Here is a 14,023-nt window from a genome sequence, read left to right as displayed (position 1 = left end):
CTCAAGGCTGTATTTTCTCATCAGAGAGGATGCAGCCTTGTCTTGCATCTTGCAGCAGAAACTTCTACAATAAAAGGAAGGGGGCGAGACGATGCGATTACTGATCGATGGGGATGGTTCCCCAGTAAAAAACGAAGTCATTGAATTAGGTGCGCAGTTTGCATTGCCAGTAGTGATCGTCACTAGTGTCGATCACTATACGGCCAAAGAATATCCTGATTTTGTTCATTTTGTCTATGTGGATAAGGGGGCCGATCGAGCCGACTATGAGATTGTTAAAGAAATTCAACCGGGCGATTTTTTAGTCACACAAGATTATGGCTTAGCTTCACTTGTATTACCAAAAAAAGCCCGTGTTTTTCATCATAACGGCACAGAATATTTGCCAGAGACTATCGACTTTTTATTAGGGCAACGGTATTTAGGAACACAAATGCGTAAAGCCGGCAAGCGGACCAAAGGACCGAAACCATTCACGAAAGAGGATCGTCAACAATTCAAACAAGTTCTAGAGCAAGAAATTAAAAAAACGATCCAGCAGTAACCATCATTGAGGAGACTGCTGGATCGTTTATTTTTTTCGAAAACGATCATAAAAATATTTTCCGGCAACGGTGACGATGGCCACAAAGGCTATACAATAGCCAAAGATACCCATTTGATGAACAAAGCCGCCCTGTTGGGGACTTGCAACGACTAAAAGAGAGGAACCTAAAATCACTGCTGCTAAGATAATGCCAATCACTAGCCGATTGATCATTTGATCAAAACGGTCCAGCAGCTGTTTTTGATGGCGGATCTCAATATTCAGACGATGCTTGCCAGTAGCTAGTGTGTTGACAGCAGCTAATGTTCGATCAGGGAGTCGACTGAGTGCTCGGAGACTTTTGGCACTGGCTAACAAACTTTTTTTCATTTCTTCTTCAAGATCCAGCTGCTGCAAAAAGTATTTCTGAGCAAATGGCTGTGTCACTTCCATCATCGATAATTGAGGGTCAAGTGCCTCGATTACTCCTTCAAGCGTTCCGAAAGCTTTAATCAGCAGCGTGATGTCACGGTGCATCTGCAGATGATTGTCATGACAGATAGTGATGACTTCAGCTAATACTTTTTGCAAATCAATATCTTTGATCGGCATGTTGTAATAATTTTCAACAAAAGACTGAAGATCTTGATAGAAATCCACTTCATCGAAGTTTCTTTCCCGACGGCAAAGGCGTAGGACAGCTCTACCAACTTGTTGGGTATCTTGAGTGTACAATGCGATCAAGGCATCTGCCAGCCGACTGCGAAGGGTCTGGTCCAGATGTCCCATCATTCCGAAATCTAAAAAGATCAAGCGATAAGGCGGCAGTGTCTCCTCATCCTGCCATTTTAAGGAGTAATCAACACCGCCTAAAACACCAACTTTCTTTTTTACATGGAAAGGAGCTGTTTGCTGATCGGGGTCCAGTGGTTGCAAGAAGAGATTTCCAGGATGAGGGTCTGCATGGAAAAAGCCGTCTTCAAAGACTTGCTTCATAAAGTTCTCTACCAGCAGGGTACCGACCTCTTTCTTGATTTCTTTTACTGTCCGGTTGGGAAAAAATTGTTCATTGTTTTTTCGAGCAAGCAAACAGTTTAGGTTTTCTCCTTCCATATAGTCCATGACGATGACTTTACGTGTACACCACTGAGGATAGACTTTAGGAATCTCGATCTGCTGCCAGTGGTGATTGAAGTGATAAAACTCTTGCGCATTTTTCGTTTCTTGCAGAAAGTTTGTTTCATTATCCAATGAGCGTCGAACTTCATGCAGAACGCTTTTAAGATCCACCACATTCGTTTCTGGAATATAGCGAATCAAAGGAATCGCTTTTTCAAACAAATCGAGATCTACTTGGATAGCGGAAATAATGCCGGGATGCTGTACTTTGACAACAACTTCTTTGCCATCTTTTAGAGTCCCACGGTGAGCTTGACCGATAGATGCCGAAGCTAAGGGCTTTTCTTGCAAAGTTGTAAAAATGGCTGTCAGAGGTTGTTCCCATTCTGCTTCTAACAGCGCTTGGACTTGCGGAAAAGGATCGCTTTTGACATTGTCTTGCAAGTGTTTGAATTCATTGATAAAAGCGTCAGATAATAAGTCGCTACGGACGGAAAGCATTTGTCCGATTTTAATGAAGGTGGGTCCTAATTCTTCAAAGGCTTTGCGTACAGCGAGGGGATCTTGCTGCTTACTTAAATTTTGAATCACTTTGTATTTGAGAAACACTTGAACGATCTGTCTGAGTCTTTTTTTCTTAGATGGTGATTCCTGTTCCATACGGGCACCTCTATTCTTTAAGTTTCGCTAGTCTAATAGTACGAAGAAATCAAGAAACATTCAACTACGGATGATTTCAGTTGTTAAAATCGGCAAGAAATAATGTCGCAGCTTTGTTTTTGTGCTAAAATGTGGAAGAATTAGTTTTGGTAGAAACAATGAATACAGGAGGAATTTCTTTTGAAAATTATTTTATTATATGGCGGACGCAGTGCAGAGCATGATGTATCGCTTCTATCCGCTTTTTCAGTAGTCAATGCTGTATATTATAATTACTACCAAGTACAATTAGTAATGATCACGAGAGATGGCCAGTGGCTAAAAGGCTCTTTATTGACTGAAGCCCCTACATCCAAAGAAGTGTTGAATCTGACGGATTCGGCTTACCAAGGGACGCCGATCCAACCTGGTGAGATCAAGGAAGAGGATGCGATTGTTTTTCCGCTGCTCCACGGACCAAATGGAGAAGATGGAACGATCCAAGGTTTTCTAGAGACCATCGGCATGCCTTATGTAGGCGCAGGGGTTTTAACTAGTGCCTGTGGCATGGATAAGATTATGACCAAATATATCTTGCAGGCGGCGGGGATTCCGCAAGTTCCTTATGTACCCGTTCTTAAAAACTATTGGAAAGAAAATCCTAAAAAAGTATTTGAACAATGTGAAGGTAGTCTTTTGTATCCAATGTTTATCAAACCTGCCAATATGGGTTCAAGTGTTGGGATCACAAAAGCTGAAAATCGGGAAGAATTGCAAAATGCACTTCAAGAAGCCTACCGTTATGATACACGAGCGATCGTAGAACAAGGGATCGAAGCTCGCGAAATCGAAGTCGCTGTTCTTGGAAATGAAGATGTGCGTACAACAATGCCCGGCGAGATCGTTAAAGATGTAGCTTTTTATGATTACAATTCGAAGTATCTTGACAATAAGATTGAGATGCAGATCCCAGCTCAAATTCCTGAGGAGACACAAGCGAAAGCGCAAGAGTTTGCCAAAAAGGCTTATACGATGCTTGGAGGAAGCGGCCTCAGCCGCTGCGACTTTTTCTTGACGAACAAAAACGAATTATTCCTGAATGAATTGAACACGATGCCTGGTTTTACCGAGTTTAGTATGTACCCGCTGTTGTGGGAAAAAACCGGTCTGCCATATGGTGATTTGATTGAGGAATTGATTCAATTAGGAGTCAACCGTTTTAAACAGCGTCAAGCCTTTTTAACCGATGTCGAATAATCACAAACAGGGAAATCAGTTCAACTCAAGGTGAAGCTTGAAAGGACCATGATCTTCCCTGTTTTTAACTTAAGGAGATAAATAAGATGAATCTATCGATAAAAGAAGTTGCCGCTTTATTTGGCGTAGAATGTGCCGATCAGACAATGATCAGCAGTGTAGAATTTGACAGCCGCTTGGTCACTACCGATAGTTTGTTTGTGCCGTTGGCCGGAACGAGAGATGGCCATGAGTTTGCTCAACAAGCACAAGAAAAAGGAGCAATCGCTGCTTTTTGGAGCCATCCGACAATCCAGCCGCCAGAAGGACTAATGATCATCGAAGTATCAGACACCCTAGCTGCCTTTCAAAAGCTGGCAAAATTCTATAAAGAAAAACTGGCGCCAAAAGTAATTGCTATTACAGGTAGCAATGGTAAGACTACTACAAAAGATATGGTAGATGCGGTGGTGGCACAGCAGTTCAAAACCTACAAAACACAAGGAAATCACAATAATGAAATTGGTTTGCCACTAACGATTCTGCATGCCCCAGCGGATACAGAAGTTCTTGTATTGGAGATGGGGATGGATCATGCGGGGGAAATCGAGGCCTTGTCACACTTGGCTCAGCCAGATGTTGCAGCGATCACATTGATCGGTGAAGCCCATATTGAGAATCTTGGTTCTCGTGAAGGAATCGCGAAAGCCAAGATGGAAATCACTGCCGGCTTAGACCCAGCAGGATTTTTCATGATACCAGCAGACGAGCCTTTATTGACCCCCTACCTTGCAGAGTTGACTCAGCAGGTAGAAACCTTTGGTTTGGGTGAAGGCAATCTTAAAGGAACGATCCAAGAAGAAACCCAAGAACAAACAGCTTTTACGGTAGCGGATCAAGTCTATACGATTCCAGTGATCGGCGGCTACAATGTAAAGAATGCCTTGATCGCGATTGGCATCGGCCGTTATTTGGGGATTGAAGAAGAAAAAATCAAAGCAGGATTGGCTGATTTTCAACTGACAAAGAATCGTACACAATGGTTGAAAGCTGCGAATGGCGCCGCTATTTTAAGCGATGTCTATAATGCAAACCCAACAGCGATGGGATTAGTCTTAGACAGTTTCAGAAAATTGCCTCTGACTGGCAGACGGATCGCTGTGCTAGCAGACATGTTGGAGTTAGGTCCTGATTCAGCGAAGATGCATGCCGGGATGGCGGATCATTTAGATGAAAGGTTCGATTTGATCTTTTTGTACGGTAGTGAGATGCAAGCGTTGAAACGTGCATTGGATCAAAGTCGCTTAGCCGATCGAGTCCATTTCTTTAGCAAAGAGGAAAAAGCGGCGCTGATCACACAACTACAAAAAGAACTGCAGCCTACGGATAGCATTGTTTTAAAGGGGAGCAACGGAATGGGCCTGGTTGAGGTAATTGATTCTCTAACAGCAATGTAAAGTAAGCGTGAAATCTTGCTGAAATTTTCATTCTGTGCTATACTTATTTAATGCCGAAAGATGAAGCACAGAATGATTACTGTAAATAAACATTGACGTTTTGAGATAAAATGATGGCTGAGACAGAAAGATTTGTTTTAGCCTTTTATAATGCCTTCGTGAAGCGGTTTTTCGGTAACAAGAGAAAGATAAGAGATGGGACTGCTCTTGTGTTTCTGAAGAAAGTACGCTTCGATTAAAGAAAACAGGCATCATGATGATGACCAAATTAGGAGGATCCATTTGAAATTTAAAGATCTAGAATTATCAAACGAATTATTGACTTCTGTTGAGCGTGCCGGCTTTGAAGAAGCAACACCAATCCAAGAAGCAACAATTCCCCTTGCGTTGCAAGGAAGAGATGTCATCGGTCAAGCACAGACCGGTACCGGAAAAACAGCAGCATTCGGCTTGCCAATGTTGGAAAAAATCGACCCAGCAAATCACCAACTACAAGGATTAGTGATTGCACCTACTCGGGAATTAGCGATCCAAACCCAAGAAGAACTATATCGTTTAGGAAAAGACAAAAAAATCCGGGTTCAAGCGGTTTACGGTGGTGCGGATATTGGTCGTCAAATCCGTCAACTAAAAGATCGTCCCCATATCGTTGTCGGTACACCAGGACGTATGTTAGACCATATCAACCGCCACACATTGAAACTTGGTACAGTGGAAACACTTGTTTTGGATGAAGCAGACGAAATGTTGAACATGGGCTTCTTGGAAGATATCGAGAAGATCATCAGCCAAGTACCTGAAGAACGTCAAACCTTACTATTTTCAGCAACAATGCCTCCTGCAATCAAGAGCATTGGCGTAAAATTCATGAAAAACCCTGAACATGTTCAAATCAAGGCGAAAGAAATGACGGCTGATTTGATCGATCAATATTATGTTCGTTCAAAAGACTATGAAAAATTCGATATTATGACTCGTTTGTTGGATGTACAAACACCTGAGTTGACGATCGTTTTTGGTCGGACAAAACGTCGTGTCGATGAATTGGCACGAGGACTAGAAGCTCGAGGCTACAAAGCGGAAGGGATCCATGGAGACTTGTCTCAACAAAAACGAATGAGCGTATTACGATCATTCAAGAGCGGTCATTTAGATATTTTGGTTGCTACAGACGTTGCAGCTCGAGGATTAGATATTTCTGGTGTGACTCACGTCTACAACTATGATATTCCTCAAGATCCAGAGAGTTATGTTCACCGTATCGGACGGACGGGCCGTGCAGGTAAAGGCGGAATCTCCGTAACTTTCGTTACACCAAACGAAATGAGTTATTTGCATGTTATTGAAAATCTAACTAAAAAACGGATGTCACCAATGCGTCCACCAACCGAAAAAGAAGCTTTTAAGGGGCAATTAGGTGCAGCAATTGAACAAGTAGAAGTGAAAATGGATGAAAACGGGTTGGATAAATACCTCCAAGCTGCAGATGATTTATTGGAACGCTACTCAGCACAAGACTTGGCTGCTTTGCTTCTTAAAACAATCGCGAAAGATCCATCTGATCTTGTCCCTGTGAAGATCACACCAGAAAGACCATTACCGCAAGGAAAGAAATCTTTCAATAAAAATGGTCGTCGCAGCAACAACAGCAACAACCGTAACCGTAAAGACAACGGCGGCAACCGCAGCGGCAAAGCTCGAGGAAATTACAGCAAAGACGGCGCTCGCAAAAATAACCGTCGCAGCAATGACAAAAAACGCGGCTTCGTTATCCGCAACAATCAAGACTAGTCCTTAGAGGTCGCTTTCAGCACCTTTTTCGACACAAAATTATCTGAACTTTTTTCGATCAACCTGCCAATGTGTGCCACTGACCAAGAGGCCACTTGGCGTGATCGATCATTGTTCGGATATTTTTTTTGCCCTTTTTGAGAAAAGACGGTATAGTCAAGGAAAACTGGAGAACGAGCCTCTCAAAAATTTCTTAACCATCCATTAAACCCTTTAGTTTTGAGTGGTAATTCCCTTTTTTTTTGGTAGAATGAAACTAAAATAAATGCAGCTGATGTATTTAATAGATAGATATAAAATCGTAATGAACAGTCATGGAATAAAGGTTCTTGCTGAACAGAAAAGGATAGAAAATGATCAAAGGTATCGGGATCGATGCAGTAGAATTAGCCCGCATCAAAGAATTGATTGAAAACAAACCGCAATTTATTCAGCGTATTTTAACTGAGAAGGAATCTGAACTGTTTTTCAAGCTGCCAAAAAAAAGGCAGATTGAATTTCTTGGGGGACGGTATGCTTGTAAAGAAGCTTTTTCGAAAGCTTGGGGAACAGGAATTGGGAAATTGTCTTTTCAAGATATCGAAGTTCTGACCAACGAGGCTGGAGCGCCCGTTGTTACAAAGGCACCTCACCCTCTACATCAGACGTTTGTCAGTATCACTCATACCAATGAGACTGCCTTTGCGCAAATCTTGTTGGAGAATGAATAATGCCAGAGATAGCGATTCGTTAAGGGAATCACTAGAGAAAGAAGGAAAGTGGAATGGTCGTTTCAATCCATAGACCAACGAAAGCCATTATAAATTTAGAGGCAATCAAAGAAAATGTTGAAAATGAAGTGGCGCGTTTGCCAAAGGCAACGGATTTATTTGCTGTGGTCAAAGCAAATGGCTACGGACATGGGGCTATTGAGACAGCAACAGCAGCTCTAGAAGGGGGCGCTTCCGGTTTTTGTGTTGCGACAGTCGATGAAGGTATCGAGTTGCGGGAAGCTGGATTCAGTGAACCAATATTGGTGTTGGGGATCGTTTCTGTGTCAGATATCGGGTTGCTGAGCTACTACAATCTTTCATTTCCAGTAAGCACGAACGAGTGGTTGCAAGAAGCGGCTGCTTTCTTGCAAAAAAATCCTGTCACCAATCCGCTGAAGGTCCATTTGAAAGTTGATACAGGAATGGGGCGAATTGGCTTTATTTCTAATGAAGAGTTACTCTCGGCTGTCAAATGGCTCCAAGAGCAGTCTTTGTTCACATGGGAAGGGATTTTCACCCATTTTGCGACAGCCGATCAAGCAGATGATACGTATTGGCAAGAACAAAATCAACGGTTTCAAACCGCATTGGCATGTCTGCCTGAATTGCCAAGGTATGTCCATGCCGGCAATAGTGCTACTGCTTTGTGGCATGCAGAAGCCGTAGGGAACATGGTTCGCTATGGCATTGCGATGTATGGATTGAATCCTTCAGGAACGGCATTGCCAGAAACATATCCATTGAAACCAGCCTTGTCTCTTGTTTCTGAATTGGTCCAAGTGAAATTACTTGAAAAAGGAGCCGGAATTGGCTATGGTGAAACATATATCACGCCGCAAGCAGAATGGATCGGTACGGTACCGATTGGTTATGCGGACGGCTGGTTGCGAAAAATGCAAGGATTTTCTTTATTGGTAGCTGGTGAGTATTGTGAAATCGTTGGTCGTGTATGTATGGATCAGCTGATGATCCGTTTACCCCGGTCATTTCCTGCGGGAACAAAAGTCACATTGATCGGCGAAGATAACGGACAGTGCATCACTATGCAAAAAGTAGCGGAACAATTAGAGACGATTCATTATGAAGTGGCATGCACGCTTTCTGCAAGGGTGCCGCGAGAATATAAAAGTTAGGGTGGTCCTATGGTAAAAAGGGGAGACATTTATTTTGCCGATCTGTCACCGGTCGTTGGATCGGAGCAAGGAGGGATTCGGCCAGTATTAGTGATTCAAAATGATTTAGGCAATCATTTTAGTCCAACGGTGATCATTGCCGCGATCACGGCTAAAATGGCTAAGCCAAAACTGCCGACCCATATTGGGATCTCAGCGACTTGTACAGGGATCGGTAAAGATTCAGTGATCTTGATGGAGCAGATTCGGACAATCGACAAAAGTCGACTAAAGGAGAAGGTTTGTCATCTAGATGAATCAATCATGTGTGAAGTCGATGCGGCATTAATGATCAGCGTGGGAGTCGAGACGGCTTATTCCACGTCGTCGATTCATTCATGATGCTAGGGTATTTGTTATTAGCGGCAACACTGATACTATTTTTATTTTATACTTATCAACACTTGCGGCGCTTTTTACGAGAAACTAAAAAGAAACAAGAAGACGTTGAAAAAGGGTATTATTTATTGAGCCATACATATGAAGATCAGGAAAAAGCAAGTTACTATGGTGTCTTTCAGCAAGGAGAAAAGACATTGACATTGGAGATGCCATTGCAGCTTTACCTGCACACAAGCCCACCGCAACGTGGCGAATTAGTCGCGAAAGATGGCAAAGTCATTGAATTCAATACGTGAATACAAAAAAACTTTCCATCACTATATGTGATACGTGAGGAAAGTTTTTTGCATTAGCAGGGAAAATTTTAGCAGAAACGATAAATTAGGAAAAAGAGCCCAGTGTCTAGAACAAGATCGTTCAGTCTTTTATCTTTTTTTATATTCTGAGATCAGAGTGTTGCATTCGTAGTTCTGCTTTCAACAAGCCTCGGAGATGAGTTGCTTTATACGCAAAATTCAGTTATAGTATGTAGCGACTATTTTGAAAAGAGGAAGTAATGTGAAACCTTCAATTTATGGATTAACCAAAGAGTCCTTATCTTTGTGGATGACTGAGCAAGAAGAAAAGAAATTCCGCACGAATCAAGTGTGGGAATGGTTATATGAGAAACGAGTAGCGACATTTGAAGAAATGACCAATTTGCCTAAATCATTGGTAACTAAGTTAAATGAATCGTTTGTGATCAATCCTTTGAAACAAATCGTCTTACAAGAAGCCAGCGACGGCACAGTCAAATATTTGTTCCAGTTACCCGATAATCATATGATTGAGACCGTCTTAATGCGTCAGGAATATGGTATGTCAGTCTGTGTGACGACACAAGTCGGCTGTAATATCGGCTGTACATTTTGTGCGAGCGGTCTGCTAAAAAAACAACGAGACCTAACTGCTGGAGAAATTGTCGCTCAGATCATGCTGGTGCAACATTATTTCGATGAATTGAATGCTGGAGAACGTGTCTCCCATGTGGTGGTGATGGGAATCGGCGAGCCTTTTGACAATTACGAGAATGTCATGCAGTTTCTGCAGATTATCAATGATCCGAAAGGGCTAGCGATTGGTGCGCGCCATATCACTGTTTCAACCAGTGGTTTAGCTCATAAAATCAAAGAGTTTGCTGAAAATGGCTTACAAGTGAACCTTGCGATTTCACTCCATGCTCCAAATAATGAAGTACGAACTTCGATGATGCGGATCAACCGCAGTTTCCCGATTGAAAAACTAATGGAAGCTATTGACTACTATTTGGAAAAAACCAATCGGCGAATCACGTTTGAATACATCATGCTGGATCATGTCAATGATCGACCAGAGCATGCGCGGCAATTGGTCGAATTGCTCAAGAATAAACGCAAGCTTTCTTATGTGAACTTGATTCCTTACAACCCTGTCAGTGAACATGATCAGTATGCTCGCAGTAAGAAAGAAGATGTTTTAGCATTTTATGACATCTTGAAGAAAAATGGTATCAATTGTGTGATTCGTAAAGAACATGGGACGGATATCGATGCAGCTTGCGGTCAGTTGCGCAGCAAACAGATGAAAAAGCAAGTCACTGCCTAGAAACAAATCAAGTCTGACCATGAAGGCGGGAAAGTCGCTCATTGAACAGACTTTTATCAAAAAACGGTACAGAAGACCGTTTTTTCAAAATCAGAAAAGTAGGTGAACGGCACTCTTTGTTGACAGACCGCTGAAAAAGGCCAGATCTAAGACAAAGACGGGTGCGATTCCTGCTTTTGCTGATTTTTTTATTTCAGAAAAGAACTGTTTTGGATAACAACAAAGGAAAGCGGTTTCTCTAGATTTTTTCAAAATTCCGATACTCATGGCTTGAAAAATCGTCTATACTATAAGAATTGATAGAAATAAAAATAACATACATGATGAAAGGATGATTCCATGGAATGGATCAAATTGATTGGTATTTTGGTAATTCTTGTCGGCTTTTTGCTGAAACTCGACACGATCGCCGTTGTTTTGATCGCAGGATTAGCAACCGCATTAGTTTCGGGGATAGATTTTACTGATTTCTTATCAATGTTAGGAAAGGCATTTGTAGACAATCGTCTCGTGACCTTATTCCTACTCACACTACCAATGGTAGGAATCTCAGAACGCTTTGGATTGAAACAACAGGCCGTTGTTTTGATTGAAAAAATCAAAGGATTGACCCCAGGCAAGTTTTTAAGTTTGTATTTGTTTATTCGAGAACTAGCAGGTTTCTTCTCGATTCGGATCCAAGGACACACGCAATTTATTCGTCCAATCGTAAACCCAATGGCGCAAGCCGCAGCGGAGAACAAGTATGGCGAACTAGAAGAAGCAGATCAGGAAAAAATCAAAGCTCGGGCGGCAGCTAATGAGAACTACGGGAACTTTTTTGCCCAAAATACGTTTGTGGCGGCTTCGGGTGTTTTATTGATCACTGGAACGTTAAAATCATTGGGTTATGACGTAGCCGCCAGTGCAATTGCACAGGCTTCAATCCCTATCGCGCTGATCGTTTTAGTCATTGCTACCCTTTCAAATCTGGCTTTCGATCGCAAATTGTCTAAAAAATATGGCGAAAAGGAGGAAAAGTAAATGGAAGCAATCATCAATAATATTTTAGAATTCTTTTATATTTTGATCGGTCTCTTGTCAATCATGACTGCTGTTCGAGTCTTTAAAGATGCGACCCATCCAACACGACTGGGTACAGCAACATTTTGGCTTTTACTTGGTATCGTTTTTGCTTTCGGAAACTTTATTCCTTACATCATTGATGGGATCATCATTATTTGTATGGGCGTATTGACGTTCTTCAAGCAAGTTCGAATTGGTAAAATCGTGGATGTCGATGAACAAAAAGCAGAACAAGCCGCCGAAAGAATCGGCAGTAAGATTTTTATCCCTTGTATCTCACTAGCAGTCATCGCAGTTGCGATTTCCTACACACCTTTAGGCGGACAAGTTGGGATCGGGATCGCTTCTGTTTTGGCGTTGATTTTAGCAATGGTATTGACCTCTGCTAAACCAAAAACAGTGCTGGATGATTCCGATCGTATGTTCCAACAAGTCGGTACTGCTGGTATCTTGCCACAATTACTAGCGGCTCTAGGCGTGATTTTTAATGCTGCTGGTGTTGGAGAAGTGATCTCCCATGGTATTTCAGGTGTAGTACCCGAAGGCAATCGTTTGATTGGTGTGATTGCCTATTGTTTAGGCATGGTTTTATTTACAATGATCATGGGAAATGGCTTTGCGGCATTTACTGTCATTACTGCCGGAATCGGTGTCCCATTCGTAATCGCTCAAGGGGGAGATCCCGTTGTAGCAGGAGCACTGGCGATGACTGCCGGTTTTTGCGGAACATTGTTGACACCGATGGCAGCCAATTTCAATGCATTACCCGTCGCATTACTCGAGATGAAAAATTCGAATGCAGTAATCAAAACCCAAGCACCGATTGCCGTGCTGCTAATTGTGATCCATATCGGATTGATGTACTTTTGGGCATTTTAGTGGTAAAAAGGAATAGAAAGGATGATCAATATGAAATGTTTAGTCACAGGATTTGATCCATTTGGCGGAGAAGAAATCAACCCAGCGTTGGAAGCTGTTAAATTATTACCAGAAGAAATCAACGGAGCAAAGATAGTTAAATTAGAGATTCCTACTGTTTTCGGCAAATCAGCTGAAGTCGTACAAGCTAAAATTGAAGAGATCCAACCTGATGTTGTTTTGAATATTGGACAAGCAGGCGGACGTTTTGCTATTTCACCTGAGCGAGTGGCGATCAATGTCGATGATGCACGTATTCCAGACAACGAAGGCAATCAACCAGTAGATGAAGCCATCCAGCCTCAAGGTCAACCTGCTTATTTCAGTCAGTTGCCGATCAAAGCAATGGTAGCTGCGATGAAAGAAGCCGGGATTCCTGCTGTTGTTTCAAATACTGCCGGTACATTTGTCTGCAACCACATCATGTATCAAGTACAATACATGATCGATACAAAATACCCAACGCTTAAAGGAGGCTTCATTCATGTCCCATTCATTCCGGAGCAAGTTGTTGACAAGCCTGGTCAACCGGCTATGAGCTTACAAGATATTGCGAAAGGATTGGAAGCGGCAATCGGTGCAATTGTCGATTATCAAGGAAAAGAAGACATCAAAGCAATCGGAGGCGCCATTCATTAAGCGGCACGAACAGATTGTCAATTAAAACGAATTGATTTAACGATAGATAGATCAGACAACTAGGAATATAACTTGTAAGAGGATAGGTTGCTTGCGAGAATAGGCCGATGTTGTCTGGTCTTATTTATTTCAAGTAACGAGCAAGTATGAAGCGCGGAAAGTCATTTATTCGTCTTTTTATCGATTTATTGATAGAATTCATCTAGTGGAACACGCGAAATGCGAAGGGGGCAAATCATGATCATTACTGAATTTGATAGAGAGAATTATATTTTACGTGATCAGCTGATCGACTTAGCCGTTCTAATTTATCCGTCTACCTATCAAAAAGAGCAGCGGACAGCAGAAGAATTACTGCAGCCGAATAAAGTTGTCATTGCAGCTATTGAAGGAGAGCAATTGGTCGGCTTTGTGAGTGCCTTCCAAAAAAGCGACACTATCTGGCAGCAAGAGATCAGCTTAGTTGATCCCCGTCATCCAGATGAACAAATAGGTGAGCGTTTGACTGCCTTTTTGCGAGACGAAGTTGTTGCTGCTGGCGGAGAATCGCTAGTTTCTTAAGTCTTCTAGTTGAACATTGCTTGTCAAAACGGACACAGACAGTTATAGTGGCTAAGATGTTTCTTAAAACTAGTCAAGAGTTGGAACATAAGTTAAAACAAATGATATCCGAATGATCAAAAATGAAGGTCGCAAGAATCATCAAGATTAGCGACAAGACACGGCTGTAAAGTGAGTGTCTTT

General features: G+C 42.1%; 14 protein-coding genes. 13 read left to right on the top strand and 1 reads right to left on the bottom strand.

All coding sequences use genetic code 11. The features are described from left to right. Positions 1 to 91: 91 nt before the first annotated feature. The gene (locus tag HED61_RS01175; protein WP_003128555.1) at positions 92 to 544 is read left to right on the top strand and encodes a YaiI/YqxD family protein; all 453 of its coding nucleotides are present in this window, start codon (positions 92 to 94) and stop codon (positions 542 to 544) included. 27 nt (positions 545 to 571) lie between these two features. Here the strand turns inward: HED61_RS01175 and HED61_RS01170 are convergent, their stop codons facing one another. Next, the gene (locus tag HED61_RS01170) at positions 572 to 2,305 is read right to left on the bottom strand and encodes an ABC1 kinase family protein (protein WP_081131398.1); all 1,734 of its coding nucleotides are present in this window, start codon (positions 2,303 to 2,305) and stop codon (positions 572 to 574) included. A 180-nt stretch (positions 2,306 to 2,485) separates the two neighbouring features. On the opposite strand from HED61_RS01170, the gene HED61_RS01165 reads away from it, so the two are divergent. From HED61_RS01165 to HED61_RS01110, 12 genes are all read left to right on the top strand, one after another. Further along, the gene (locus HED61_RS01165; RefSeq protein WP_003128558.1) at positions 2,486 to 3,541 is read left to right on the top strand and encodes a D-alanine--D-alanine ligase; all 1,056 of its coding nucleotides are present in this window, start codon (positions 2,486 to 2,488) and stop codon (positions 3,539 to 3,541) included. Positions 3,542 to 3,627: 86 nt separating this feature from the next. Then, positions 3,628 to 4,977, top strand: coding sequence for a UDP-N-acetylmuramoyl-tripeptide--D-alanyl-D-alanine ligase (locus HED61_RS01160; protein WP_219645406.1), 1,350 nt, complete (start codon positions 3,628 to 3,630; stop codon positions 4,975 to 4,977). 282 nt (positions 4,978 to 5,259) lie between these two features. Next, entirely contained in the window at positions 5,260 to 6,768 is a 1,509-nt protein-coding gene (gene cshA, locus HED61_RS01155; RefSeq protein WP_003128560.1) for a degradosome RNA helicase CshA, read from the top strand. Positions 6,769 to 7,121: 353 nt separating this feature from the next. Further along, positions 7,122 to 7,478: a holo-ACP synthase gene (gene acpS, locus HED61_RS01150; RefSeq protein WP_003128562.1), complete on the top strand. Its 357-nt coding sequence runs from the start codon at positions 7,122 to 7,124 to the stop codon at positions 7,476 to 7,478. 53 nt (positions 7,479 to 7,531) lie between these two features. Continuing rightward, complete coding sequence (gene alr / locus HED61_RS01145) at positions 7,532 to 8,653, top strand: alanine racemase (RefSeq protein ID WP_219645405.1); 1,122 nt, start codon at positions 7,532 to 7,534, stop codon at positions 8,651 to 8,653. A 9-nt stretch (positions 8,654 to 8,662) separates the two neighbouring features. Continuing rightward, the gene (locus HED61_RS01140) at positions 8,663 to 9,034 is read left to right on the top strand and encodes a type II toxin-antitoxin system PemK/MazF family toxin (protein ID WP_003128565.1); all 372 of its coding nucleotides are present in this window, start codon (positions 8,663 to 8,665) and stop codon (positions 9,032 to 9,034) included. Continuing rightward, complete coding sequence (locus HED61_RS01135) at positions 9,031 to 9,330, top strand: hypothetical protein (RefSeq protein ID WP_081131396.1); 300 nt, start codon at positions 9,031 to 9,033, stop codon at positions 9,328 to 9,330. The genes HED61_RS01140 and HED61_RS01135 overlap by 4 nt, the downstream gene beginning before the upstream one ends. Positions 9,331 to 9,592: 262 nt before the next feature. Beyond that, a complete protein-coding gene (rlmN, locus tag HED61_RS01130; RefSeq protein ID WP_005472777.1) occupies positions 9,593 to 10,657 on the top strand; it encodes a 23S rRNA (adenine(2503)-C(2))-methyltransferase RlmN in 1,065 nt (354 codons plus the stop codon). A gap of 339 nt (positions 10,658 to 10,996) precedes the next feature. Continuing rightward, entirely contained in the window at positions 10,997 to 11,680 is a 684-nt protein-coding gene (locus HED61_RS01125) for a DUF969 domain-containing protein (RefSeq protein ID WP_103300327.1), read from the top strand. Beyond that, complete coding sequence (locus tag HED61_RS01120) at positions 11,681 to 12,601, top strand: DUF979 domain-containing protein (RefSeq protein WP_003128573.1); 921 nt, start codon at positions 11,681 to 11,683, stop codon at positions 12,599 to 12,601. Between the two features lie 30 nt (positions 12,602 to 12,631). Beyond that, on the top strand, positions 12,632 to 13,279 hold the full coding sequence (gene pcp / locus HED61_RS01115) for a pyroglutamyl-peptidase I (protein ID WP_113850328.1): 648 nt from the start codon (positions 12,632 to 12,634) through the stop codon (positions 13,277 to 13,279). A 237-nt stretch (positions 13,280 to 13,516) separates the two neighbouring features. Then, entirely contained in the window at positions 13,517 to 13,840 is a 324-nt protein-coding gene (locus HED61_RS01110) for a hypothetical protein (RefSeq protein WP_021149088.1), read from the top strand. Positions 13,841 to 14,023 lie beyond the last annotated feature (183 nt).

This window comes from Enterococcus gallinarum, from assembly GCF_021496385.1.
GTDB classification, from domain to species: domain Bacteria; phylum Bacillota; class Bacilli; order Lactobacillales; family Enterococcaceae; genus Enterococcus_D; species Enterococcus_D gallinarum.
This window is presented reverse-complemented; position numbering and strand designations above follow the sequence as displayed.

Coding starts and splice junctions, on each gene's coding strand:
- alr (WP_219645405.1), top strand. CDS start 7,532: ATGGTCGTTTCAATCCATAGACCAACGAAAGCCATTATAAATTTAGAG.
- HED61_RS01110 (WP_021149088.1), top strand. CDS start 13,517: ATGATCATTACTGAATTTGATAGAGAGAATTATATTTTACGTGATCAG.
- HED61_RS01135 (WP_081131396.1), top strand. CDS start 9,031: ATGATGCTAGGGTATTTGTTATTAGCGGCAACACTGATACTATTTTTA.
- HED61_RS01160 (WP_219645406.1), top strand. CDS start 3,628: ATGAATCTATCGATAAAAGAAGTTGCCGCTTTATTTGGCGTAGAATGT.
- HED61_RS01140 (WP_003128565.1), top strand. CDS start 8,663: ATGGTAAAAAGGGGAGACATTTATTTTGCCGATCTGTCACCGGTCGTT.
- acpS (WP_003128562.1), top strand. CDS start 7,122: ATGATCAAAGGTATCGGGATCGATGCAGTAGAATTAGCCCGCATCAAA.
- HED61_RS01175 (WP_003128555.1), top strand. CDS start 92: ATGCGATTACTGATCGATGGGGATGGTTCCCCAGTAAAAAACGAAGTC.
- HED61_RS01170 (WP_081131398.1), bottom strand. CDS start 2,305: ATGGAACAGGAATCACCATCTAAGAAAAAAAGACTCAGACAGATCGTT.
- HED61_RS01120 (WP_003128573.1), top strand. CDS start 11,681: ATGGAAGCAATCATCAATAATATTTTAGAATTCTTTTATATTTTGATC.
- HED61_RS01125 (WP_103300327.1), top strand. CDS start 10,997: ATGGAATGGATCAAATTGATTGGTATTTTGGTAATTCTTGTCGGCTTT.
- pcp (WP_113850328.1), top strand. CDS start 12,632: ATGAAATGTTTAGTCACAGGATTTGATCCATTTGGCGGAGAAGAAATC.